Origin of the sequence: Acetobacterium wieringae (genome assembly GCF_026646375.1) — a bacterium.
Lineage (GTDB): Bacteria > Bacillota > Clostridia > Eubacteriales > Eubacteriaceae > Acetobacterium > Acetobacterium wieringae_A.
In genome coordinates this window covers 1-23,723 of the sequence record NZ_JAIPPU010000015.1, presented here as the reverse complement: position 1 = coordinate 23,723, position 23,723 = coordinate 1, and the positions used below count along the sequence as shown (strand labels likewise).

Here is a 23,723-nt window from a genome sequence, read left to right as displayed (position 1 = left end):
AAGGAATTAAGGAGAAAAGGATGGATCGGAATAAGAACTATTTTAAAAAGAAACAGGCAATCTTTATTTCAACAGTGATATCCTTTTTGCTTCTATCGATTTTTTTGTTAATTATTGGTATGTTTATGAACAATCTCAGACAGCAGGAAATACTGAAGACGACCGATAAATTCATAAACTTTAAAAGTCAGTTGGAACGGTTGGTTTTCACCAACAAAACCCTGGTTCAGGGTTTTGAAGCGTACATTCTGGTCAATCCCGGACTTGATGAAACAGAGGCTTATACTTATTTGGACAATCTCTTATCGAAAAATGAAAATCAGATCAGAAACATTGGAGTTATGCAGGATACGACCATTATCTGGAATTATCCCAAAGAAGGAAATGCTGCTGCGATTGGTGTTGATCTGGCTAATGTTGACAGTCAGAAGGAATTGGTACTAAAGGTTAAAAATGAGCAGGTGCCAATCTTTCATGGGCCAGTCGAATTGGTTCAGGGTGGGACGGGTTTTATTATCCGGCTGCCGATTGTCCGTGAAGATTCCGGATACTGGGGGCAAATCAGCATTGTTCTCAAAGGTGATCAGATGATCGAAGAGATCAATCGTTATGCTGATCAGGCGGGACTAAATGTGGCACTCTTCAATCAGCAGAATCAGGAGTTGCCGTTTTATGAAACCACCAGTACCGTTGGAGAATCATCCTTAATCTTTGATATCGATCCGGATTTTATTGACTGGAAGGTGGCTGTTTCACCCAGGGATGGTTGGGAAAATAATCAGCCGATTTTAGTAATTGCCATTTTCATGGCGGTTTTAATTGCTGTCGGGGTAGGTTTTTTGACCTTCAGAGCGCTAAGAATCAATTATCAGTTGCGAATTATGTCCAGCCACGATTCACTGACCGGCCTTTTTAATCGTCACTATTTAAACGAATACCAGATTATGGTGTTTGCTGCTGCCCAGAGAAATAACCGTCAGATTGGTCTGATGAGTATGGACTTGAATTCTTTTAAAAAAATCAATGATACCTATGGGCATAATGTGGGGGATCAGGTTCTGATTGAGACCGCTCGGATTTTAAAGCAAAATATTCGCACCAATGAAGCCGCTTTTCGACTGGGCGGTGATGAATTTTTAATAATTATGCCGGATATTGAGAATCGCAAGGAGCTTAAGCAAGCGAAAAAACGGTTGATCGAAAGTTTTGAGAGCGATTTTTCTCTGCTGGAACTTTCGGAGAAACCAACCTTAAGTATCGGAACATCGTTATATCCTGCCGATGGTGAGGATATTGATACACTGCTTCAGATTGCCGATGAAGAGATGTATGCGAATAAAAAAGAACAACAATCAGAAACGACCTAAAGCTAGTTGTGGCAGTCTTTAGAATAGTCTTTTTTTAAAGGGGTTTGGATAAAAAACAACCTGATTTTCAGAGGTGAAAATCAGGTTGTTTTGCTTGATTGCTCATATCAAATTACACGGCTGCAGCAGTAGAGTTGGGCTGGGTCATCATGATCTCGATGGATTCGATTTCGGTTGAATCGGTCTTATAGGTGATTTTCAGGATGTTGCCAATGGTGATATCAGAAGCAGAGGCCGTGGTAGCAGCGGTGCCAGTCGTTGTTTGCTGATCGGGGGATTGCTTACCCATTTGTGTCAGCGTGATGGCATCGGTCAATTCAATGGTGGCAGTTTCGCCGGTGAGGGTTAAAAATTCTGGAATTGTGCCCATCGTGTCATCGGTAGGGGCGGTTGAACTGCCATCAGCAGGCGGTGTGGTCTGAGCATCAGCCGGTTTTTCCGGTGGCGTTCCGGTAGTCGTGTTTTCAGTGGGGGCCTGCCCTTGATCTGGTGGAGTCTGACCACCGCCCATATTCATGGTGCCCAGCGCTAAAGTGATGGTGCTGCCGCTAACGGCGGTTACCTCGCCGTAACTGGCGTTATCCTCAAATGCAGAGGCATTATTGGTGGCGTTTGTTTTAGTATCTGTTGAGGTTGAAGTACAGCCGGTCAGCAAAAGGCCGCTGATGGTGGCCGTAACGAGCAGGGTCAGGATCATTTTTTTATTTTTTATCATGGTTAAATTCCTTTCGACTTTATTTGTAATGATGTTATGATAACAGCTCATTGTGATGATCTGGTGATGTTGAGGTTATCGATGTTTGAAATTTGTGGCCGCGGCGATTATATGATAAGTATTGTTGAGAATCAGATGTAAAAAAACTTAGTAAAAAATGCAGATTTGTTAAAAATTAACTTGGACTAAAGTTCGGATGGGATTATAATAAGTGTAGAGGAATAAACCAATTGTTTGAATTTAATACAAGGGAGATTGAATGATGCTGTATCGAAAATTCGGAAAAACAAATGAAGAGGTTTCGGTTTTGGGGTTTGGTTGTATGCGCTTGCCGGTTATCGACGGGATCCAAAATAATATCGATGAAGAAAAAGCCATGGAAATGGTTCGATATGCCATTGACAATGGCGTGAACTATATCGATACTGCCTATCCGTATCATGGCACCGGATTTGACCAGGGGGGAGCGAGCGAACCGTTTGTGGCTCGGGCATTAAAGGATGGCTACCGGGAACGGGTCAAGATCGCCACCAAGCTGCCGTCATGGCTGGTTCAGTCCCGCGCCGATATGGAACGATTATTGGATGAACAATTAAAGCGGCTGGATACGGATGCAATTGATTTTTATCTGTTGCACGGACTTAACCGCGGTTTCTGGCAAAACCTGAAAAACCTCGGCGTCTGTGAATTTTTGGATCAGGCCGTCAAAAACGGAAAAATCAAATATGCGGGTTTTTCGTTTCATGATGACTTTGATTTATTTGTCGAAATTGTTGATGCTTATGATTGGTCGTTTTGTCAAATCCAATACAATTATTTGGATGAAAATTATCAAGCCGGAAAAAAAGGTCTGGAGTATGCAGCCAGCAAAGGATTAGGGATCACCATTATGGAACCGCTTAGAGGTGGGGCTTTGGTTGATAAATTGCCCCAGGAAGTTTTAGACGCCTGGGACGAAGCGCCAATCAAAAGAAGGCCATCTCAATGGGCGCTGCGCTGGGTCATGGATCATCCCGAGGTTTCGGTGGTACTCAGTGGTATGTCAACAATAGAGCAGGTGGTTGATAATATCAAGACCGCTAATGAAGGGGTGGCTAATTCCCTAACTACCGAAGAAATTGCCTTAGTCGATTTTGCTAAGAAAACCATTAAAGCAAAAATGAAGGTCAACTGTACGGGTTGTCGATATTGTATGCCCTGTCCATCCGGGGTCGATATACCTGGCCATTTCTCACTTTATAACAATGCCTTTTTATTCGATATGCTCCCCAGAGTCAAAATGCAATATGGCATGATGTTTCCGCAAGATGCCAAAGCCTCTAATTGTGTGGAATGTGGAAAATGTGAAGAACATTGTCCGCAGAATATCGCTATTATCCAGGAACTGAAAAATGTCCGAGCTGCCTTAGAATAAAGTCGAAGTTAAAATCTCCACCTTAATTGGATGGAGATTTTTTTTAGAAATAACGTATTTTGCTTGACTTGGAGTGTACTCCAAGTGATAAGGTTAAGACATGATAAGAAGTATTAATATGATACATAAGAAAATTAGAAGTCGAGGTGGTATGTGATGACCATTACAGAAGTCAGCAAAAAATATGATTTATCCGCCGATACGCTGCGGTACTACGAGCGGATCGGGCTGATCCCGCCAGTTAAACGGGCAAAAAGCGGTGTTCGTGATTATGATGAAGGATCCTGTGCCTGGATTGAACTGGCAAAATGCATGCGTTCAGCCGGGATTCCCATTGAAGCGCTGATTGAATACTGTGCCCTGGCCCAGCAGGGTGATGAAACCATTTCTGCTCGGAAAGAGCTGTTGACGGAAGAACGCAAAAAGCTTCATAAAAAAATGGATGAGATGCAAAAGACCTTGGAGCGGCTGAATTACAAAATTGACATCTACGAAAAAGCCGAAGTCACTGGGATTCTGTCCTGGGATAAAGAAAAGGACGTTTAACCGAATTAAATAAGCAGCATAAAATCTCTGTTTCTTAAAAAGGACGGAGATTTTTTTAAGAATTGAGACACCCTATTGACTTGAAGTGGACTCCAAGTGATAGAGTAAATAGCATCAAGGTGGTAAAAGCGAATTAGAAAAAGAATAAAAAAAAAGAATTGATCAGACGAGGAAAAATGAAAATACAGGAAATATTAAAAAAAGTACAAACAGGGGATCTAACAATTGAGGAAGCGGAGCTTTTTTTTCGCCGGCAACCCTTTGAAGAAATGGGATATGCTAAACTGGATCATCATCGGAAGTTGCGTTCCGGTTTTGCCGAGGTGATTTTCTGCAGCGGCAAGGCAGATTCTCATTTACTAAGTATCTTTGGAAAACTCTACGAAGCGGATGGCGAGGTGATGGGAACCCGATCCACCAGGCATCAGTATGAACTGATCAAAGCCGTTTATCCACAAGTCCAGTACGACGAAATCTCACGGATCCTTAAAATCGAAAAGCCGGGAAAGAAGCGAATCGGAAAAATTGCCGTCTGTTCGGCAGGAACCGCAGATATCCCGGTGGCTGAAGAAGCCGCTCAAACGGCTGAATACTTTGGCGCTGATGTGGAGCGGCTCTATGATGTAGGGGTTGCCGGGATTCATCGGGTGCTTTCGCAGCTCGATGTAATCCAGAGTGCCAACTGTGTGATTGCGGTAGCTGGGATGGAAGGCGCACTGGCCAGTGTGATTGGGGGGCTGGTGGATAAGCCGGTGATTGCCGTGCCCACGTCGGTAGGATATGGGGCCAACCTGGGTGGTATTTCAGCGCTTTTGACAATGATCAACTCCTGTGCCAACGGCATTTCGGTGGTCAATATCGACAACGGCTATGGCGCCGGTTATACCGCCACCCAGATCAACCGGTTGGGGGTGCGGGAGTGAGCAATACCCTATATCTGGAATGCACCTCCGGTATCAGCGGCGATATGACGGTGGCGGCGCTGCTCGATCTGGGGGCTGATCAGCAGGTGCTCAACAAAGCGTTAAAAAGCCTGCCGATTAGCAGTTTTGATGTTGTCATCAGTCGGGCTAAAAAGGCCGATCTTGATGTCTGTGATTTTTAGGTCATTCTGGAACAGGACAACCATGATCACTATATGGCTTATCTTCATGGGAATCATCACCACCAGCCGAAAAAAAAAGTCCCATTCCCATGACCATCGGTGTTTGTCCGAAATCATTGAGATCATCAACCAGGCTCAGATCACCGATCACGCCAAAGCACTGGCGATTCGGATCTTTTCAATTCTTTCTGATGCCGAAGCCAAAGCTCATGGGGTCGAAATGGAGCAGGTGCATTTTCATGAGGTAGGTGCGGTAGATTCCATCGCCGATATTGTGACCGTTGCTGCTTATCTGCTAAATGTAATCTGTGGCGTGCCCATCATCGATAAAATGAAACAGGCTGTGAGGGTTTTTGGAAATTGATTGAAATTTTCTGAAGTTGAGTAGGAAAAAAGAGCTCGAACAAGTATCAAATTTCTCACATTATATTATAACTTACCGGAAGAAACGAAATCGACCGTTAAAATCGGTCGATTTCGTTTTTTACGACCGATTTATTTGGGAAAATGTGCGTATGAAATCAGAGTTTGCGATAAATAATCCCAAAAATCTTCGGATAGAATTGCTTGTTTGGTGAGAAAGTGATAAACTGGATCGGAAGAAAAAAAATCGACCGGAAAACCGGGCGAAAGGAGAGAAAATGAATGCTCTGATCTTACCTGGTGAAAACAAATATGTTGAATTCAAAGCGGACTATACAAAAACGCTGTTAAAAACAGTCAGTGCGTTTGCAAACTATCATGACGGCATTATCCTGATCGGAATTGATGATAATCGGCAACTTGTCGGTGTTAAAAATGCCGATCAGATGCGCCTTAATTTAGAAAACACAATCAATGATGCGATTGACCCGAGGCCTTATTATGAAATAGCAGTCGAAACACATGAAGGGAAAGATGTGATCTTGATTCGTGTTTATAAAGGCGAAAACACACCCTACCTTTATGATAAAAAAGCTTATAAAAGACTTGATACATCCAGTGTGCCTGTTGATCGGAGTGCTTTTGAAGAGTTGATTCTGTATGGAAAAAATTTAACTTTTGAAATGATGAAGTCTCAAGATCAGGATCTTTCTTTTTCAGTTTTAAACAGACAACTGAAAAAACGATTAAATTTAAGAAATATTACAGAAGATCTTTTGATTACATTGGAACTGAAGGTAAAAGATCAATATAATAATGCAGCAGCGCTTTTATCTGATAACAATCCGATTAAATATTCAACACTCCAACTGATTGCATATAACGGAACAGGGGTCTCAGAAATAAAGGATCGACAAACGCTTACCAATCAATCCATTCTGCAACATTTTGATGAAGGTATTGACTTTTACCACAAGCACATCAATCAGTCTGAGATTATTGAAGGTGCTTATCGGGAAACACGGGCTGCGGTTCCTCTAGTCGCTTATCGTGAAGCGCTGGCAAATCTTATTGTACACCGGGATTATTCAAAAAATACTGAATCGAGAATTGAAATATTTGCGGATCGTATCGAAATTATATCTCCGGGAGGTTTGCCCATTGGCATCAACGAGGAAGAATATCTTTCCGGGAGGATTTCCGTTCCAAGAAACCGAATTATTGCCGATATCTTTTTAAGATTGCATATCATCGAAAAATTGGCAACAGGAATCCGACGGATCAAGGAGTATTATCAAAATTATCCCGTCGAGCCGGTTTTCCGAATTTATGAAAATTCAATTTCGGTGATGCTTCCCAACGTTGATAAGAAGAGTCAGGGCGATTTGCTTAAAAATAAATACATGGATCAATTAACGCTCAATGAGCAGAAGATTGTTCAATTACTTAAAAAGAATGACATTATGACACGACGTGAAATTGAACAGGAACTGGATTTGCGAAAATCTCAGACAAATGAAATTCTGAATCAGTTAAAGGCGTACCATCTTTTGATTCAAGTAGGCAGTGGCCGGTCAACGGCCTATAAACTGAGAGCATTCAATTAAAAACTGAAGCGACGAAACAGTCAAACCATCGTGAAGCTTAACCATAAAGCGTTGCGATGGTTTTTGTTTCTTAAAAAATAAAAAATATTTTTAAGAAACAAGGTGTTGCACTTGACTTGGAGTGGACTTCAAGTGCTATGGTTAAGATACCAATAAAAAAATCAAATGTGGCGAATGCGAAAAGGTTTGCCCGCAGCACATTGAGATTATTAAAGAACTGGAGAAAGTCGCCGAAGCATTGGCGTAAAATTTTGGAGGAATTAAAATGAGTAAAAAATTAGTGGCTTATTTTTCGGCTAGCGGTGTAACCGCACAGGTTGCCAAAAATCTGGTAGAGGCTGTTGAAGCCGATCTTTATCAAATCAAACCGGCGGTTTTATATACGCCAGCTGATTTAAACTGGAATGACAAAAAGAGTCGCAGTACCCTTGAGATGAACGATCCAACCTCACGACCAGAGCTTGCTGACAAAAATGCTGACGTCGAAAAGTATGACGTTATTTTCATTGGCTTTCCGATCTGGTGGTATCTCGCACCAACGATTATCAATGCCTTTCTGGAAGCCTATGATTTTTCAGGTAAAACCATTGTGTTTTTTGCTACCTCAGGTGGGAGTGGTTTTGGTAAGACTGTTGCGAATCTCAAAGGCAGTGTATCAAATACCGCGGGCATTAAAGAAGGCGGCTTGCTGAATAAGCACATGTCAAAGGCTGAGTTAGTTGTATGGGAAAATCGTCTTTCCTTGTAACGAGACAAGATTTACTACTAATATAAAAAGTTTGTCAAGTTAAGTCGATTGACAGTTTTATCGGCATGTGATACCGAATTTGAACTGATTAACAATGAAAATTTTAAGAGGAGGAATCAATGATTTATCAGGATTTTAAAGACAAAAAACTATCGGCTCTGGGGTTTGGGGGAATGCGATTGCCAACCATTGGAGAAGGCTTTTTTGCCCCAGTTGATGAGGAAAAGGCGGCGAAGATGGTTGATCTGGCCATCAAAAACGGGGTGAACTATTTTGATACTGCTTATGGTTATCATGGTGGAGCATCCGAAACCTCATTGGGAAAGATTCTTAAAAATTATCCTCGGGACAGTTTTTACCTGGCCAGCAAATTTCCCGGCTATGAGGTTCGGGAAAGCTGGGATGCCAAAGCTCAGTTTGAAGAACAATTGGAGAAATGTGGGGTTGACTATTTTGATTTCTATCTGATCCACAATGTTTACGAACGAAACATCGAGGTGTATTTTGATGAGCGCTGGAGCATTGTCGAGTATCTGATTGAACAGAAGAAAAATGGCCGCATTAAACATTTGGGTTTCTCAACCCACGGACTCAAACCAACCATTGAGCGATTTCTTGAGCGCTACGGTGAACACATGGAATTCTGTCAGATTCAGCTCAATTATCTGGACTGGAAATTACAGAAGGCCAATGAAATTTATGAAATGCTGGTCGAAAAAAACATTCCGATCTGGGTGATGGAACCTGTGCGGGGTGGCGCACTGGCCAGTTTTTCCGAAGAAAACACCAGCAAGCTGCGTGAATTGCGACCGGATGAAAGCACGGCTGCTTGGGCATTTCGCTTTCTACAGGGACTTTCCGGCATCAAGATGATTCTTTCGGGGATGTCAAACATTGAGCAAGTAAGGGATAATCTTAAAACGTTTGAAGACTCAAAACCCTTGACTGAAAAAGAAATCGCCGTGGTTGAAGAAATCCGCGACAGTATGCTGACGATGCTCCCCTGTACGGCCTGTAAATACTGCTGTTCGGAATGTCCGAAAGAACTGGATATCCCGACCCTTTTGCATCATTACAATGATCATAAATTTCAGCCGGGATTCATTGCCCCGATGGCCATTGCCGGAATGCCGGAAGAAAAGCGCCCAAGTGCCTGTATTGAATGCGGTAAGTGTAAGCGGGTCTGCCCTCAGAATATCGATATTCCGGCAGCCCTGAAGGATTTCCAGAAAATGCTCGATGAAGGGCCAGCCTGGGGTTGATAATTGTGGTTTTGATAAAAGAAAGAGGAAGAAAATGAAAAAACAGACAGCTGGGCGGGATGCCCTTGGCGAGTTTGCGCCGAAATTTGCCGAACTCAATGATGATGTCCTCTTTGGAGAAGTTTGGTCACGGGAAGACAAGTTGTCGGCACGAGATCGCAGCATGATTACGGTGACCGCCCTGATGACTAAAGGGATTTTTGACAATTCTCTGAAATATCATATCAGTAATGCCAAAAACCATGGGGTGACCGCTGAGGAAATTGCCGAGATGATTACCCATCTGGCTTTTTATGTCGGCTGGCCTAACGCCTGGGCGACCTTTGCCTTGGCCAAAGAAGTCTATGAAACAATGCCATTGGCAGAATAATAAGGAGCATCAATATGGAAAAAAAAGAACTCGAAAAAGTATCGGATTTTGCATTAGGTGAGGAAAACCTGGCTTTTGCCCCCTATTTTATTGGTAAGAGTTATTTAAGCCTCCTAAATGACAAAGAGGTGGGGATTTATAATGTCACCTTTGAACCGGGATGTCGCAACAACTGGCACATCCACCATGTAGGCGGGCAGATACTGATTTGTGTCGGCGGCCATGGCTGGTATCAGGAAGAGGGGCAGGAAGCACGGCTTCTAAAAAGCGGAGACGTGGTCTACATCGCCCCTGGTCTCAAGCACTGGCATGGAGCGGTAAAAGATGAAGCGTTTGCCCATCTTTCATTGGCGGTTCCCAAAGAAGGGGCCAGTAATGAATGGCTGGAGCCGGTATTGGATGAAGCGTATAACAAACTGAAAATGAAGTGAAAATAAGACCATCAATTGGGGATTAAATTCCCGGATTGATGGTCTTTTTTAATGATAAAAAAAGTTAAAAATTGTCTTGACCTGAAGTTGAGTTAAGGGTTTATAGTGAAGGCAGAGATTAAATATTATAACAAACAGGAGAAAAATGATGAAATTAACCGTGATTACAGGAAGTCCCCATAAAAAAGGAACAACCGCCTTATTAGCTGAAAAATTTATTGCCGGAGCCAAAGAAACTGGGCATGAGGTATTGCGTTTTGACACCGCTTTCGAAAATGTTAAACCCTGCTTGGCCTGTGAGTATTGCGCCAGCCATGATGGGGAATGCGTTCATAAGGATACGATGAATGACTTGAGTAAGCAACTGATCGAAACTGAGCTGATTGTCTTTGTGACTCCGCTTTACTATTTTGGAATGTCAGCCCAGATTAAAGCAGTTATTGACCGCTTCCACGCCAGCAATGCCAAAATCGCCGGCAGTAAAAAAGCGATGCTCCTGGTGGCATCGTATATCGCTGATGACTGGGCGATGGAAGGGCTGGAGACAATGTATGAATCGATGCTGCGCTTTCTGAATTGGGAAGATGCCGGAAAGTTACGGGCAGCTGGCTGCCCGACCCGAGAGGTGTTGGAACAAACCGCTTATCCTCAGCAGGCTTTTGAAATGGGAAAAAACTTATGCCAGTGATTACATTAGAAGCCGGAAAGCTGAACACCGATCAAAAAAGACAATTGGTTAAGGAATTGACTGATACTGCAGCAAAAGTGATGCAAGTACCGGAGCAGGCCTTCATCGTTTTACTGAAGGAAAATGAAATGGACAATATCGGATTTGGCGGTGAACTTTTATCTGAAAGAAAATCTTAGGAAACGGAGGTATACTGTAAAAAAGCCTGGCGAAAGGAGGCAACCTAATGACGATTAAAGAAGCCGCTGAAAGAACCGGCATTTCGGTCGATAATCTGCGGTATTACGAGCGGATTGGCTTGTTCCCGGAAATCCCCAGAAATGCCTCTGGGATGAGGGATTATGATGAGATGTCACTGCACTGGATTGATTTTGCGATGCGTTTTAAACGTGGCGGCATGGCGTTGGAGGCGATTCGCGAATATATTCAGCTGGCCCTGCAGGGCGAAGCCACTAAACCGGCCCGAAAAGAGATCCTGCTGGATGCCAAGAACGATCTCGAGAAGAAAATGGCTGAAATTCAGGAAAGTTTGGATGTCATCAACTATAAACTGGATACCTACGAACGGAAATGTGAACCGATTACGATGGACATGGTCAACGCCTGGAAAGAACGCCAGCATTGACGGTGATTGTTGTTAACAGGTATTCTGCTGATTGCAAGTAGCTTTTGTAAGAAAAATAAAATTTCCCTTACAAAAGTTTTGCATTTCAGTTATAATACAAATATTGAAATTTTAGCGCGTATAATGGTTCAGCGTGAGATCAACTTTGGTCTTGCGCTTATTTTTTTGCCTGGATTTCAAAAATTAAGAAATGAGGAAATGGATTATGGATTTTTACATGAAACTGCCCCGGAGCAAAAAAGAATTTGCCTTGTTTATGACGGTGATCTCAGTCATCTCGGTGAACATCATTGCCCCACTAATTACCTGTTTTGAGCTTGGCTTTCGGATGGATGTGTGGGCGGAGGCGATCAAAATAATGCCTTTTATCTGGTTAACTGTTATTGTATTGGTTTTACTCACCTACAAACCGGCCAGCTGGTTGACAGGCAAAATTGTTGCAAAAGATGACAGTTTTTCAGCTCATATGGTGGTGAATATTTTATGCAGTGTGTTTTTGATGTCAATCTTTCTGACCATTATCGGCACCTGAATTGGTAATCGGCAGGTGAGCATGGAGCCAATTACCCTATTTTTTTATAAATGGCCCCGCAACTTTGCGATTTCATTTGCCGTGGAAGCATTGATTGCTCAGCCTCTGGCCAGACTGGTAATGGTAAGATGGCATCAGATTACAGACGGTCGAGTGGATACGGAAAGCGTCTGAAAATAAAAAACGTTATAGCTAGGAATTTAAAAAGGCAGTTGATCGTCTGTTAGTCAAAAAGAATGTGAGCAACTAAATATTTGCGCATTCTTTTTTGATTTGCGTAAAAAACTGATAAGTGTCATCTAAACACAAATACTTACATGCATAAAAAATTTCTGGAGTGCCGCTTTGGCCCAGCTTAAACAGCATCGGGCTGTCGGTAGCGAAAAATAATCAGGGGAACCAGCACCTTCACCAACATGGTTGTGTAAGCAATGCGGATAAAGAAAAACTGAAAAAAACTCAGGGATTCAAATCCGAAAAAGCTCATTACCACATAATAGACGACGGTGGTCAGAACAATGATCGGCAGACAAAGAAAGAAGGTCAGTAACCAGCGGTTTTTGGGTAGCCAGGCGACATAGGGATTTACTTCTTTCAGCGGTTTGGTCTTTCCGGAGTCAATGGAATAAATAATTTCCTTAGATATGGAAGGCACGGTCATGAAGGTAACAATGATTCCGGAGATAAAACCGGTGGTATCCACACTGCGTAGCAGGGTAGGTGCGATCAGGACATAATTATTACTGGTAACAATGGTGGTGCCGATAATCAGCCCGCGAAACATATTTAAGCCGAAGTCGGTCATCCAATTATTGAATAATTGTTGAAAATACGTAACGCGCGGTGCCGAGTGTCTGTAAGGTGTTACCGTGATTTCCTCCCGATTGACGATCTGATCGGTTAGATCCGGCTGAACAAAGCGTAAGATTGCCACTTCCACTATTTTGGCACTGAGAAAGTAGGAATAAATCAATTTTAAGACAAGCATCTGAGCAAAGAAAAGCACGTCAAACGCATAGTAGTTGAAGATGATACTGTTAAACAAGGGTGTCAGAAGTCCCCCTAAAAGAGCGCACAATAGGGCAAAGAGGTAAGTATTCTTGGGCAACTGCATCATAAACCGGCTGACTGGCAGGTTGGTTGGCAGGGCCCGATTTTTTTTTGCGAGGTCAACATAGTGATGAACCCAAAAGACATCAAGTAGAGCAGTCACAATACCGCAGATGGCACCATCGATGAGAATGAAGGTCAAGTCGAATGAACGGCCCCAGCCGGTTACCAAAAAGATGACAAGATTGATTGCCACTGTGATCAGAATAATCGAGGTGTTGTTCAGGTAGGGAAGACGTGTTTCTTTTACTTTGCTCATGGGGACACCTCCTTATGAAACAAATTATTGTAAAATATTATAACGCCATCTGGTCTTGAATAATATAATTTTCTTCAGATAAACAAAATTAATGCTTTATATAACAAAATGGGTTTGCCACAAGGGGGGGGAATTCGGGAAAAAAGCGAATGGATCGGATTTTTAGTCTTTTTGGTAGCAGTGACCGCAGTTTTTGTTCAAATTCGGTTCAAACTGAATAACTATAATAAAAAATAATGGGTAGAATTACTTAAGTAATTGTAAAAAAAGCCGTGTAGTTGCAAAGGAAAGAGGTAGAAAGAGAGGAGTTTGCAGATGAACCATTTAATCACATTTCTAAAAAGCAAAAAAGGGATGCTTGGGGTCATTTTTCTGGTAACCCTGATACAGGTTTTCGGAATCCTATTGGTGCCGTTTTTTGTGGCTCAAATCATAAACGTGGGTATCATGGAAAAAGACATTGATAGCATCCTTTGGATTGGTTTGGAGATGTTGGCAGCGGCAGGAATCACGACGCTGATTTCACTTTGGAGCAGTTATTTGTGCGCTGATCTGGCATCACTAACCGGTAAACACATGCGGGAGCTGATTTTTGATAAAACCCAGCGGTTGTCGATCAGGGAGTTTAATCAATTCGGAACAGCGTCCCTGATCACCCGGGCAACTGGAGACATTACCATTATTCAGCAGACCATGATCATGATTACCCAGTTGATCCTGCCAACGCCGCTTATCGCTATGGCGGCAGTGATGATGACCGCAATGGTCAGCATCGAGCTGATTTATATCCCTTTGGCGGCAATGGTGGTTTTTCTGATTTTAATTTTGGTTCTTTTTAAAAAAGCAAGTCCGGTTTCAAGAACGATCCAATTACGGGTAGACCGGGTCAATCGGGTAGTTCGGGAATCCATCGTGGGTGTACGGGTGATCCGGGCTTTTGACAACACCAGCTATGAGCAGAAACGCTCGGACGATACCTTTGTGGCTTATGCGGACAACGTGATTCATTTAAATAAGCTTTTTGCAGTATTTAATCCCATGGTATGGGCAATTATGGGGATTACCATGGTAGCGGTAGCATGGTTTGGTGGATATCTGGTGCTTCAGGAAACCACTCAGATTGGCAGCATTATGGCGGTGATGCAATATACGATTATTATCCTGATGTTTTTGATGATGTCGGCGATGGTTATCGTGATGGTGCCCCGGATGATCGCCTGTTTGGAGCGGATCAGTGAGGTATTGGAGACAGAACTGGAAATTTCTGATCGTACGGAAGCCGGAGAACAGCCGAACGTTCATGAGAACAATCAAATTGTCTTTAAAAACGTCAGTTTTTCCTATCAGGGAGCCGAGCAGCCAGTTCTAAAAAATCTTAATTTTAGTTGTGAAGCCGGAAAAACCACAGCCATTATTGGTGGGACGGGGTCTGGTAAAAGCACCATTGCAGCGTTGATGCTGCGTCTCTACGACATACAAGACGGAGAAATTTTTGTAGCAGGAAACGACATCAAAAAGATGACCCAGCACGCGCTGCGCGATTGCATCAGTTATGTACCACAAAAAGCGTTTATGTTCAGTGGAACCATTGCTGATAATCTACGGACTGGTAAGCCAGATGCCACGGATGAAGAATTAATGCAGGCTGGTAAAATTGCTCAGGCAGAAGCCTTTATTGCGACACTGGAAGCAGGCTATGAGAGTCCGGTCGCGCAGGGCGGAACCAATTTTTCTGGTGGGCAGAAGCAACGATTATGTATTGCCCGGGCGCTGGTGAAGAAAGCGCCGATTTATATTTTTGATGACAGTTTTTCCGCGCTGGATTATCAAACCGATGCAGCATTGCGAAGTGAACTGAAGCGGGCCATGAAAGATGCCTGTCTGGTAGTGGTTGCCCAGCGGATCAGTACCATTATGGATGCTGACCAGATCATCGTGCTGGATGAGGGAAGAATTGCCGGAATCGGTCGCCACGAAGAACTCATGAATACCTGTAGCATCTATCAGGAAATTGCGGATTCACAGGTAAAAAGGGAGGGCTAAGTCATGGAAGCGAAAAATACACAAAAAAGTGAACGACCGAGCATCAACCCAGAAATGGTGGATGCACCCCAAAACGCAAAAAAAACCATCAAGCGACTAGTCGCTCTGCTTTTAGAGCAGAAAGCAGCAGTGGTAGTGATTGTCCTGTCGACGTTATTGAGCATCGGCCTGTTTGCCGTGACGCCGCTGATTTTGGGATGGGCTATCGATGCCCTGATTAATACCATGCGTGTCAATGGTCCCGGTGGGGGTTTTGAGGAATTGGCAGAAATCATTGGCGTGCCTCTGATGATGTTGGCGGCGGCTTATTTGTTAAGTGCCTGTTTCTCATTTGTTCAAGAGTATACCATGGCCAGTGTTGGTGAAAAATTGGTACTTTCCCTGCGGCAAAAAATCAGTGAAAAAATAACAAAGCTGCCGCTCCGTTATTTTGATTCACATCAAACCGGAGATCTATTAAGCAGAACCACCAACGATCTGGATCGGGTGGCCGAGGTTTTAAAAACCGGACTCCTCCAGTTTATCAATGGTGCGGTGAATATTATAATCAGCATTGTGGTGATGCTGTCCCTCAATGCTTTTTTGACGGTACTGATTTTGTTGGCGATGTCCATCAGTGTGGTGGCAACTAAATGGATTTCAGCCAAAAATTTCAAGGTGGCTTTAAATAATCAGTCCGCTTTGGGTGAATTGAATAGCCAAATTGAAGAGTTGTTTACCGGCAACCTCATTGTCAAAACCTTTAATCGGCAGGAAGCAGTAACGGAAACAGTCAAGGACATCAGCCAGCGGCAATACGAAGCCAATAAAAAGGCCCAATTTGTGATGTTTGCCATCTATCCGGTTATTCGTTTTCTGACCCAGCTAGGATTTGTCATGACGGCCATTGTCGGTGGCATTCTGGTTGTCAACAATACGATGTCGATTGGTGTTGTGCAGGCGTTTTTACAATATGTCAATCAGATTTCAGAGCCCATTACCCAGGCATCCTATTTTCTCAATTCTTTGCAGTCGGCGATGGCCTCGGCAGAGCGGGTCTTTGATGTATTGGATGAAGAAGAAGAGATTAATGAGCTACCGGCTGCCAGGGAATTACCAAAAACCCAGGGCGCAGTGACCTTTGAGAATGTGCAGTTTGGTTATCTTCCCGAGAAGATGCTGATGAAGGACGTCAGTCTGACGGTGAAGCCCAATGAAATGGTAGCCATTGTCGGGCCAACCGGTGCTGGCAAGACCACCCTGGTTAATCTGCTGATGCGGTTTTATGAATTAAATGGCGGGCGGATTCTAATTGACGATATCGATATTCGGGAGCTATCGAAGAGTCAGTTGCGAAAAATTGTCGGGATGGTCCTTCAGGATACCTGGCTGTTTAACGGCACCATTGCCGAGAATATCGCTTATGGCAAAATGGATGCCACCCGGGAGGAAATTGTTGCGGCGGCTGCAGCGTCCCGATGCGATCACTTTATCCGGACGCTGCCACAGGGCTATGACACAGTAATTGCAGGGGAAGATGGAAGCCTGTCTCAAGGAGAAATGCAGCTATTAACCATTGCCCGGGTGATGCTCGTCAACCCAACCCTGTTGATTCTTGATGAGGCGACGTCCAGTGTGGATACCCGAACGGAGTTGGCAATCCAGAATGCCATGGTTCAGATCATGGAGGGAAAAACCAGCTTCGTGATTGCCCACCGCCTGTCAACCATTAAAACAGCAGATATGATTCTGGTAATGAAAGATGGCGACATCATTGAAAAGGGAACGCATGCTGGACTTCTGGCCGAAGAAACTTTTTACCGGCAAATGTATGAGAGTCAGTTTGCAGCGGCGCCAGAGGTTGGTTAAATCGTGTTGAAGACGGTGTTCATCCATAACAGGCGGTTGTGGAAGGTAGCAAAAAAGTGATTTAAATAATTTTAGCTACTGGAGGGATGGTTGCTCAATCATTATCCAAACAATGGTAGTGGAGATTAGTTTTGAAAAAGCTGAGGCAAAACTTACAAAGCCGTTTTGAGTCAGCTTTTTTCGACGTTAATATAAAAGACAAAAGAATATGTTAAGATTGACAGAGAAAACGTTAAGGGAGAATGGATCGATGATTCGAGTAATAATTGTAGATGATGAGCTGCCGGCCCTGAAAATGGCCGAAAGTGTTTTAAAAACCTGCAATGGTGTAAAAATATGTGGCTCTTACTCAGATCAGGAAGAGCTGATGGAAGGTTTGCCGACGATAGAAGTCGACTTGATCTTTCTTGATATGAAAATGCCGGGGATGCTGGGACTTGAATTGGCAGGACGAATCAACGAAATCAATCCGGAGGTGGCAATTGTCTTTGTTACCGCCTATGACAGCTATGCGGTAGATGCATTTGAAATTGAGGCCTTTGATTATATTTTAAAACCTTTAACAGCAGAGCGAATCAATAAAACATTGAATCGGTATGAAAAGAGACGGTCAGAACAAGGTCGCAATAAAAAGTACCATCATGTGTCGGTTTGTTCATTTGGGCGATTTTCGGTAGTCACAGAGCAGGGTGAAAAGATGCAATTTCGAACCGCAAAGACAGAAGAACTTTTTGCTTTTTTAATTCATCAACAGGGTAATGCAATATCAAAAGAAAGTATCATGGAAGAACTTTGGTATGACCGGGGTGCCGATCGGGCGCAGTCAATTTTTTATACGACGTTATATCAATTGCGAAAAGATTTGGATCATTTTGGATTAAGTAATACCATTCAAAGTAGCCGCAAAGATGGTGGAAAGTGTTCGCTGGCGTGGATGCCTGATAAATGGGACTATCATGAATTTTTGGCATTGTATAAACAATTTAAAGAGGGACATCTTAATCTGGAGGAACAAAAAAAAGCCATAGATTTGTATCAGGATGGTTATTTAATGCATAATGGATATTTATGGGCAGCAGGAAAGCAGGCTGAATTGGAACTGCGTTATCTTGAACTCATGGAAAAGATTATTGAAACCGAAGTTCAGAAACAGAAGTTTGAGTCGGCGTTGCTTTATTTAAAAAAATTGGAGAAAAATTTTCCGTTTAGTGCGGCGATTCATATAAAAATCATTGCGGTTTATTTTTTGCTGAATAATAAAGAAGCGGCCCAAGCACATTATCAAAATGTTAAAAAAGAAGCAGAATCATGGGAAAATATTGATATGGAAACATTAATTTCTAATCCTTACTCAGCGTTTGAAGAAGTAATGAAATGATGATGGGGGACAACCATGCAGGAGCAAAAGCATGATTTTCATCGGCAGAGTAGCCAAGGATTGCCGATTTTTGAAAACCAATTATTTAAAAGCATCAGAAATGGGGAGCAGGAACTTTCAAAGGACAAATTAGTAACCATTTTAAGGCTATTCATTGAAATGACCGTAGCGATTGAAGAAAGTCACAAAAAAAATCAGATTCTGGCTTCATTGACTCCGGATATGTTTATGGCAACACCTGATTTTGATCGTGATACCACAATAAATGTTCAAGTGTCAAAAGAAGTTGCGATTACCACAAAAGAATATCCTGATTTATACTGGCTAACCTATATTTCACCGGAACAGACGGGACGAATGGGTCGAATCATCGATTATCGCTCGAACTATTATTCCCTTGGTGTGATCATGTATGAATTAATCACCGGACAAAAACCATTTATGGCTGATAGCATACTGGGGATGATGCATTGCCATATCGCCAAAAATCCGGTAGCGCCAGTTTATATCAATCCGGATATCCCAAAGGCTATTTCAAACATCATCATGAAATTAATGGAAAAGGAACCGAAGCGACGTTATCAAAGTACTTCAGGGATTATCAGTGATCTCAAGCGTTGTATGGAAGCAATCAGATTTGGGGGGGGTGTTATAGATTTTGAACTGGCACGGGATGATTGGTCAAACAAATTTCAGATCCCGCAAAAATTGTATGGCCGGGAGAAAGAAAGAAAAACAGTCCAGCAGCTCTATGAGCAGGTTTCGGTAAGGGGTTCACAGATTCTTCTGGTAGGTGGTTGTGCAGGTGTGGGAAAGACAGCCATGGTTCAGGAGATATTTCAATCGACAATTGAACCCGGTGTTTTTTTTGTCAGTGGTAAAGCGGAACAGCTACAAGTGAACACCCCCTATTTTGTTTTCACGCAGATTATCAGAGAATTAATTCGTTTGCTTTTGCAGGAATCGGATTTGATGCTGGAACAGTGGAAGAAACATTTGTTGGAAGCATTAAATAATAATGGCCAATTGATCATTGACCTGGTGCCGGAGCTTCGGTTGATTATTGGTGAACAGGATGAAATAAAGGAACTGGAGCCGACAGAAAGCAGAAACCGCTTTTTAACAACGCTGGGCAACTTTTTTAAACTCTTTGCGAGAAAAGAACAGCCCTTGGCGGTATTTTTAGATGATTTTCAGTGGTGCGATCAGGCTTCCTTGGAGTTGGTTAACTATCTGCTAACCTTTGGAGAGGGAGAAAGCTTGATGATAGTTATTGGTTACCGGGATAATGAAATTCAGGGTGATCACTCATTGAGTTGTTCCCTTGGTGAATTACAGAAACTAGACCGGGTTTCAACCATGATTGTCAAGCCATTGGACCAGAAATATGTTGCTCAGATTATTGCCGATACCGTGCATTGCAATCAGGAGAAAGGAGACGTTTTAGCGGGAATTGTTTTCAGGAAAACTCAGGGGAACCCGTTTTTTGTCAGAAGTTTGTTGTTGCATTTGTACACGGATCATTACATTTACTACGACACGGATAAACATCAGTGGGAATGGGATGAGGGTGAAATTCAGAAGATTACAATTAGTGATAATAGTGTTGACTTTATGATCGGGCAAATTTTGAAATTACCACTACCGACACAAGGGTTATTAAAAGTAGGGGCTTTAATTGGCACCACATTTGATTTGACGTTACTAATGACGGTTCAGAATATGAATGAAGAAGCGATCCTTGACCATCTGAAGGAAGCGGTTGATCGGGAAATTATTATCCCGGTATATAATTACTACGAATTAAAACTAACAGATGACAAGCGAGTATTCAGATTTGCTCATGACCGCATTCAGCAGGCCTGCGAAGCATTGACTCCACTGGAAATAAAAAAGCAGCTCCATTTAAAAATTGCAAACAGTATCCGCCAGAACCTGTCAGCTGATCAGGTAAAGGATCAGGCGATTCAAATCGTATGTCATTTAAATGAAGGGTTGGACTTGATTACTGAGCGTGAAGAACGATTAATGGTGCTGCAATTAAATTTGTGGGCTTCCCAAAAGGCCAAGGCGGCCACGTCCTTTCAATTGGCTCGGCAGTACATTGAAAAGGCAATGAGTTTTTTGCCAGATAATTCCTGGAGTCAGGATTATCAACTGACTTTTGAAATAATCAAAACCTGTGCAGAATGTGCCTACTTGAATAAGGAATACAAGGTGGCAGAGGCTCAGATTGAGATCCTGATGAAGTATGCCAAAACAGCTATCGACCTGGCCGAAATCAGATTGATGCAGAGTGTTTTATATCGGTATTTAGGACAACTGGATCAAGTGATCTATTATGGTGTGCTCGGATTACGACTCTTGGGGATTCGATTGCCGTTTGAACCAAGCTTGCCTCTGGTTATAAAAGAATTAATGCTGGCTAAAGCACGGCTTCAAGGGAAAAGTACGGAGCAGTTCCTGCATGCCGCGCCACTACAAAATGATAAAGTAAAGCTAATTATCCGGATTATGAGTGAGTTAACCAGTGTGACCTATAACGGCGGCAATGTTAATTTATTTTTGTTCTCAACGTTAAAGAGTCTAAACCTGACGCTTAAATATGGGAATAGTCAGGAAGCGGCTTCGATTTATTCTGGATATGCGGTGTTGCTGGCGGTATTGGGAGATTTGAAAGGCTCCTATCAATTCCACAAATTAGCGCTAAAGCTGGTTGAAACTGAAGAACGGGCTAAATATCGAGCCAGTGTCTTATTTGCCTACGGTTTTTTAGGCTATGCATGGAGTGAATCCTTCCAAGATGTCGATTATTGGTTTAAAAAAGCTATGAAAGCGGCATTGCAGTATGGTGATCATTATCAAGTGGTTTTAGCCGGAACGTTTATGTATGCCTTCAAGGCAGACATGGATTTGAAATTATTAACCCAAAAAGCGATGGAGCAGGTACCCTTGATCAGACAGACAAATAACCAATATGGCTACAGTATGTCGTTCTTATTTATCAATCGATGGCTCAATTACCTGGACTTAACGGAGCATCAATTTTCGATGGATGTATCCCCACAGACCCATGAACAAAATGGTGGCATGGGAATTATTGGCAGTGAAGAACAATGTCTTAAGACTTTATGGGAAACCAATTCGTTATCGGCCATCGGGGTGTACTATAAAGAAAAGATGTACATTCATTATTTATATGACGATTATACCAAAGCGCTGGACTATCTGGCAGAATCAGATAAGTATCTGAAATATCATGCCGGGACACCCTATGTGGTGGAGTGTCGAGTCTGCAACTTTTTAGTTTTAGCGGCGAATCTTGCTGGGATGAAGAGGGAAGCAAGCCGAAAGACGCTCAAGCGACTCAAGCAAGAATATAAATATGTGAAGTCTTGGTCAAGCTATTGCCCAGATAATTTTTTGCATTTGCAGTTGCTGTTGGAAGCTGAACTGGCCCGGATTGAAGGAAAAATCGATAAAGCCCTTGAATACTACGAAGTAGCAGCAGAAACAGCGGCGCGAAATGGTTTTCTCCGGGATGAAGCCCTGACAAATGAACTGGCCGCCAAAATGTTTTTAGGGCAAGGCCGAAACAGACAGGCAGCATTCTTTATGAGCGAAGCCTTTCAAGGCTATCAGCGGTGGGGCGCAGCGGCAAAAGTCCGGCAGCTGGCAGAGAAATACGATGGTTTGCTTAAGCTTCCCGGGAATGACCTATCAACTGTTGAAACGGTGGCGGGACAAAACATTGACCTGATTGCCGTCATCAGTGCGTATCAGGCGGTTGCCAAAGAAGTGCAACTTCCAGATTTGCTAAGAAAAATTATGAAAATAGTGGTGGAAAATTCAGGGGCTCAGAAAGCCTATCTTCTGTTAAAGAATGAACCCGGCTGGAATATTGAGGCCGCCTTTTTTGCCGGTGAAGATGATATCAAAGTGTTACAATCGGTCAACCTTAAAGAAGCCGAGGAACTGATACCGCAGGCGGTGATTAATTTTTGCATTCACACTGGCGAAGTGGTGGTACTTAGCGACGCAGCCAGACAGGGGGCGTTCCAACAGGACGCCTATATTCAAAAAAATCAAACAAAATCTCTGATTGCGATGCCCATTAAAAATCAGGGGGTGATTACCGGAATCTTATACCTCGAAAACAATTTAGCTAAAGCGATATTTACTGACAGTCAGGTTGAGATTCTTCAATTGCTGACCGCTCAATTTTCAATATCAATCAGAAATGTTCAATTGTTTTCTAACTTGATTGCGACAAAGGAGGAGCTGCATCGTTCCACCGAGGAATTATTGCGATCTGAGATTGCCTTTTTGCAGGCGCAGATCAAGCCTCATTTTCTTTATAATGCTCTTAATACCATTGCGGCCTTTTCGTTGGATGAACCACAGATGACCCGCGATTTACTGGCAAATCTTAGTGCATTTTTGCGGGGCAGCTTTGATTTTAAAAATCGGGATAAACTGGTAACCCTGCAAAAGGAGTTGGAACTGGTGGAGGCCTATCTGTTTATTGAGAAAGCCCGATTTGGAAAACGGCTCAATATTATTTATGATATTGAAGACCAGATTATATGCCTACTGCCGCCGCTTGTTATTCAGCCCCTGGTAGAAAATGCTGTACAACATGGTTTGGCAGCGCAAAAAAATGGTGGTACCGTTAAAATTTCAGTTCATCACATAGAAGAATCTATTATTATCAGCGTTGTGGACGATGGTGTTGGAATTCCGGAGGAGGTCTTAGAAAAGTGTCAAAATGGGAGCGAAGGCTCGGGGGTGGCGTTGAAAAATATCAATATGCGATTAGTAAGATTGTATGGACATGGATTAGAAGTCGAAAGAATGCCTGGAGGAGGAACCCGTGCAGTAATACAGATCCCAATGACAAGGATGGCTCAATCTTCGTAGCGTAATGCTTTACGAAAAAGTCCGTATTGAAAAAATAAATCGCAGCAAAGTGCTTTATCAAAAGGTTGGTTCGTTCAATAATAAATTGAATGGATCAGCCTTTTTGTGTTGTGGACGATTTAACAGAAGTAGTTGTTCAAATTCGGTTCAAAATTTAACACTATACTAGAGCTACAAGGAATAGGGCATGTTAAGAACAGCGGTACAAACTGACCAATTAAAACCCCGCAGCTAATCGAAACGGAAGTTACAGTGATGAAATCAGATTCATACGTTGCAGATCCATTCAAGGAAAGAGGAAGTTCAAATGCTTAACACGGGCGATAATTATAAACACCTCAAACTTCGCACATAATAATCAACAAAAATCCTCGTAATTCCGATGTTGCAGG

Annotated in this window: 22 protein-coding genes; 20 read left to right on the top strand and 2 right to left on the bottom strand. The window is 42.8% G+C overall.

Translation table 11 applies throughout. The features are described from left to right. The first annotated feature begins 20 nt into the window (after window positions 1-20). Window positions 21-1,367 carry a diguanylate cyclase domain-containing protein gene (locus tag Q7P33_RS13405; protein WP_303871072.1) on the top strand — a complete coding sequence of 449 codons (1,347 nt, stop codon included), beginning with the start codon at window positions 21-23 and terminating at the stop codon, window positions 1,365-1,367. Between the two features lie 112 nt (window positions 1,368-1,479). Here Q7P33_RS13405 and Q7P33_RS13400 read toward each other — a convergent pair whose 3' ends face one another. Beyond that, window positions 1,480-2,082 (bottom strand): hypothetical protein, encoded by a 603-nt coding sequence (locus Q7P33_RS13400; RefSeq protein ID WP_303871071.1) that lies wholly within the window; start codon window positions 2,080-2,082, stop codon window positions 1,480-1,482. Between the two features lie 262 nt (window positions 2,083-2,344). On the opposite strand from Q7P33_RS13400, the gene Q7P33_RS13395 reads away from it, so the two are divergent. The 15 genes from Q7P33_RS13395 (at window position 2,345) to Q7P33_RS13330 (ending at window position 11,947) form a co-directional block, all read left to right on the top strand. Then, window positions 2,345-3,496, top strand: coding sequence for an aldo/keto reductase (locus tag Q7P33_RS13395; protein ID WP_303871224.1), 1,152 nt, complete (start codon window positions 2,345-2,347; stop codon window positions 3,494-3,496). A gap of 156 nt (window positions 3,497-3,652) precedes the next feature. Further along, window positions 3,653-4,042: a MerR family transcriptional regulator gene (locus Q7P33_RS13390; RefSeq protein ID WP_303871069.1), complete on the top strand. Its 390-nt coding sequence runs from the start codon at window positions 3,653-3,655 to the stop codon at window positions 4,040-4,042. Between the two features lie 176 nt (window positions 4,043-4,218). Then, entirely contained in the window at window positions 4,219-4,965 is a 747-nt protein-coding gene (larB, locus tag Q7P33_RS13385; protein WP_303871067.1) for a nickel pincer cofactor biosynthesis protein LarB, read from the top strand. Further along, entirely contained in the window at window positions 4,962-5,147 is a 186-nt protein-coding gene (gene larC, locus Q7P33_RS18060) for a nickel insertion protein (RefSeq protein ID WP_369693311.1), read from the top strand. The genes larB and larC (Q7P33_RS18060) overlap by 4 nt, the downstream gene beginning before the upstream one ends. Window positions 5,148-5,169: 22 nt before the next feature. Then, a complete protein-coding gene (gene larC, locus Q7P33_RS13380) occupies window positions 5,170-5,511 on the top strand; it encodes a nickel insertion protein (RefSeq protein ID WP_369693310.1) in 342 nt (113 codons plus the stop codon). Window positions 5,512-5,788: 277 nt separating this feature from the next. Next, the gene (locus tag Q7P33_RS13375) at window positions 5,789-7,117 is read left to right on the top strand and encodes an RNA-binding domain-containing protein (protein ID WP_303871066.1); all 1,329 of its coding nucleotides are present in this window, start codon (window positions 5,789-5,791) and stop codon (window positions 7,115-7,117) included. Window positions 7,118-7,382: 265 nt separating this feature from the next. Next, window positions 7,383-7,865 carry a flavodoxin gene (locus Q7P33_RS13370; protein ID WP_303871064.1) on the top strand — a complete coding sequence of 161 codons (483 nt, stop codon included), beginning with the start codon at window positions 7,383-7,385 and terminating at the stop codon, window positions 7,863-7,865. A 119-nt stretch (window positions 7,866-7,984) separates the two neighbouring features. After that, the gene (locus Q7P33_RS13365; RefSeq protein WP_303871061.1) at window positions 7,985-9,127 is read left to right on the top strand and encodes an aldo/keto reductase; all 1,143 of its coding nucleotides are present in this window, start codon (window positions 7,985-7,987) and stop codon (window positions 9,125-9,127) included. Between the two features lie 34 nt (window positions 9,128-9,161). Then, complete coding sequence (locus Q7P33_RS13360) at window positions 9,162-9,497, top strand: carboxymuconolactone decarboxylase family protein (RefSeq protein WP_303871059.1); 336 nt, start codon at window positions 9,162-9,164, stop codon at window positions 9,495-9,497. Between the two features lie 14 nt (window positions 9,498-9,511). Beyond that, window positions 9,512-9,928 (top strand): cupin domain-containing protein, encoded by a 417-nt coding sequence (locus Q7P33_RS13355; protein WP_303871058.1) that lies wholly within the window; start codon window positions 9,512-9,514, stop codon window positions 9,926-9,928. 145 nt (window positions 9,929-10,073) lie between these two features. After that, window positions 10,074-10,616: a flavodoxin family protein gene (locus Q7P33_RS13350; RefSeq protein ID WP_303871056.1), complete on the top strand. Its 543-nt coding sequence runs from the start codon at window positions 10,074-10,076 to the stop codon at window positions 10,614-10,616. Continuing rightward, complete coding sequence (dmpI, locus tag Q7P33_RS13345; RefSeq protein WP_303871053.1) at window positions 10,607-10,795, top strand: 4-oxalocrotonate tautomerase DmpI; 189 nt, start codon at window positions 10,607-10,609, stop codon at window positions 10,793-10,795. The genes Q7P33_RS13350 and dmpI overlap by 10 nt, the downstream gene beginning before the upstream one ends. A gap of 47 nt (window positions 10,796-10,842) precedes the next feature. After that, window positions 10,843-11,241 carry a MerR family transcriptional regulator gene (locus Q7P33_RS13340; RefSeq protein ID WP_303871050.1) on the top strand — a complete coding sequence of 133 codons (399 nt, stop codon included), beginning with the start codon at window positions 10,843-10,845 and terminating at the stop codon, window positions 11,239-11,241. 205 nt (window positions 11,242-11,446) lie between these two features. Continuing rightward, window positions 11,447-11,773 carry a hypothetical protein gene (locus tag Q7P33_RS13335; RefSeq protein WP_303871048.1) on the top strand — a complete coding sequence of 109 codons (327 nt, stop codon included), beginning with the start codon at window positions 11,447-11,449 and terminating at the stop codon, window positions 11,771-11,773. 21 nt (window positions 11,774-11,794) lie between these two features. Then, window positions 11,795-11,947 carry a hypothetical protein gene (locus Q7P33_RS13330; protein ID WP_303871046.1) on the top strand — a complete coding sequence of 51 codons (153 nt, stop codon included), beginning with the start codon at window positions 11,795-11,797 and terminating at the stop codon, window positions 11,945-11,947. Window positions 11,948-12,128: 181 nt separating this feature from the next. On the opposite strand, the gene Q7P33_RS13325 is transcribed toward Q7P33_RS13330, so the two are convergent. Continuing rightward, window positions 12,129-13,142 (bottom strand): hypothetical protein, encoded by a 1,014-nt coding sequence (locus tag Q7P33_RS13325; RefSeq protein ID WP_303871044.1) that lies wholly within the window; start codon window positions 13,140-13,142, stop codon window positions 12,129-12,131. A gap of 315 nt (window positions 13,143-13,457) precedes the next feature. Between Q7P33_RS13325 and Q7P33_RS13320 the strand changes: the two genes are divergently transcribed. From Q7P33_RS13320 to Q7P33_RS13305, 4 genes are all read left to right on the top strand, one after another. Then, window positions 13,458-15,185, top strand: coding sequence for an ABC transporter ATP-binding protein (locus tag Q7P33_RS13320; RefSeq protein ID WP_303871042.1), 1,728 nt, complete (start codon window positions 13,458-13,460; stop codon window positions 15,183-15,185). A gap of 3 nt (window positions 15,186-15,188) precedes the next feature. After that, entirely contained in the window at window positions 15,189-17,033 is a 1,845-nt protein-coding gene (locus Q7P33_RS13315; protein ID WP_303871040.1) for an ABC transporter ATP-binding protein, read from the top strand. A gap of 250 nt (window positions 17,034-17,283) precedes the next feature. Then, window positions 17,284-18,411: a response regulator gene (locus tag Q7P33_RS13310; protein WP_303871038.1), complete on the top strand. Its 1,128-nt coding sequence runs from the start codon at window positions 17,284-17,286 to the stop codon at window positions 18,409-18,411. Window positions 18,412-18,426: 15 nt separating this feature from the next. Continuing rightward, window positions 18,427-23,331 (top strand): AAA family ATPase, encoded by a 4,905-nt coding sequence (locus Q7P33_RS13305; protein WP_303871036.1) that lies wholly within the window; start codon window positions 18,427-18,429, stop codon window positions 23,329-23,331. Window positions 23,332-23,723 lie beyond the last annotated feature (392 nt).

Excerpts from the sequence above, each read along its gene's own strand:
- Q7P33_RS13340 (WP_303871050.1), top strand. The coding sequence starts at position 10,843 with ATGACGATTAAAGAAGCCGCTGAAAGAACCGGCATTTCGGTCGATAAT.
- Q7P33_RS13330 (WP_303871046.1), top strand. The coding sequence starts at position 11,795 with ATGGAGCCAATTACCCTATTTTTTTATAAATGGCCCCGCAACTTTGCG.
- Q7P33_RS13390 (WP_303871069.1), top strand. The coding sequence starts at position 3,653 with ATGACCATTACAGAAGTCAGCAAAAAATATGATTTATCCGCCGATACG.
- larB (WP_303871067.1), top strand. The coding sequence starts at position 4,219 with ATGAAAATACAGGAAATATTAAAAAAAGTACAAACAGGGGATCTAACA.
- Q7P33_RS13395 (WP_303871224.1), top strand. The coding sequence starts at position 2,345 with ATGCTGTATCGAAAATTCGGAAAAACAAATGAAGAGGTTTCGGTTTTG.
- Q7P33_RS13315 (WP_303871040.1), top strand. The coding sequence starts at position 15,189 with ATGGAAGCGAAAAATACACAAAAAAGTGAACGACCGAGCATCAACCCA.
- Q7P33_RS13305 (WP_303871036.1), top strand. The coding sequence starts at position 18,427 with ATGCAGGAGCAAAAGCATGATTTTCATCGGCAGAGTAGCCAAGGATTG.
- larC (WP_369693310.1), top strand. The coding sequence starts at position 5,170 with ATGATCACTATATGGCTTATCTTCATGGGAATCATCACCACCAGCCGA.
- Q7P33_RS13365 (WP_303871061.1), top strand. The coding sequence starts at position 7,985 with ATGATTTATCAGGATTTTAAAGACAAAAAACTATCGGCTCTGGGGTTT.
- Q7P33_RS13375 (WP_303871066.1), top strand. The coding sequence starts at position 5,789 with ATGAATGCTCTGATCTTACCTGGTGAAAACAAATATGTTGAATTCAAA.
- Q7P33_RS13335 (WP_303871048.1), top strand. The coding sequence starts at position 11,447 with ATGGATTTTTACATGAAACTGCCCCGGAGCAAAAAAGAATTTGCCTTG.
- Q7P33_RS13400 (WP_303871071.1), bottom strand. The coding sequence starts at position 2,082 with ATGATAAAAAATAAAAAAATGATCCTGACCCTGCTCGTTACGGCCACC.
- Q7P33_RS13320 (WP_303871042.1), top strand. The coding sequence starts at position 13,458 with ATGAACCATTTAATCACATTTCTAAAAAGCAAAAAAGGGATGCTTGGG.
- Q7P33_RS13405 (WP_303871072.1), top strand. The coding sequence starts at position 21 with ATGGATCGGAATAAGAACTATTTTAAAAAGAAACAGGCAATCTTTATT.
- dmpI (WP_303871053.1), top strand. The coding sequence starts at position 10,607 with ATGCCAGTGATTACATTAGAAGCCGGAAAGCTGAACACCGATCAAAAA.
- Q7P33_RS13355 (WP_303871058.1), top strand. The coding sequence starts at position 9,512 with ATGGAAAAAAAAGAACTCGAAAAAGTATCGGATTTTGCATTAGGTGAG.
- Q7P33_RS13325 (WP_303871044.1), bottom strand. The coding sequence starts at position 13,142 with ATGAGCAAAGTAAAAGAAACACGTCTTCCCTACCTGAACAACACCTCG.
- Q7P33_RS13370 (WP_303871064.1), top strand. The coding sequence starts at position 7,383 with ATGAGTAAAAAATTAGTGGCTTATTTTTCGGCTAGCGGTGTAACCGCA.
- Q7P33_RS13310 (WP_303871038.1), top strand. The coding sequence starts at position 17,284 with ATGATTCGAGTAATAATTGTAGATGATGAGCTGCCGGCCCTGAAAATG.
- Q7P33_RS13360 (WP_303871059.1), top strand. The coding sequence starts at position 9,162 with ATGAAAAAACAGACAGCTGGGCGGGATGCCCTTGGCGAGTTTGCGCCG.
- Q7P33_RS13350 (WP_303871056.1), top strand. The coding sequence starts at position 10,074 with ATGATGAAATTAACCGTGATTACAGGAAGTCCCCATAAAAAAGGAACA.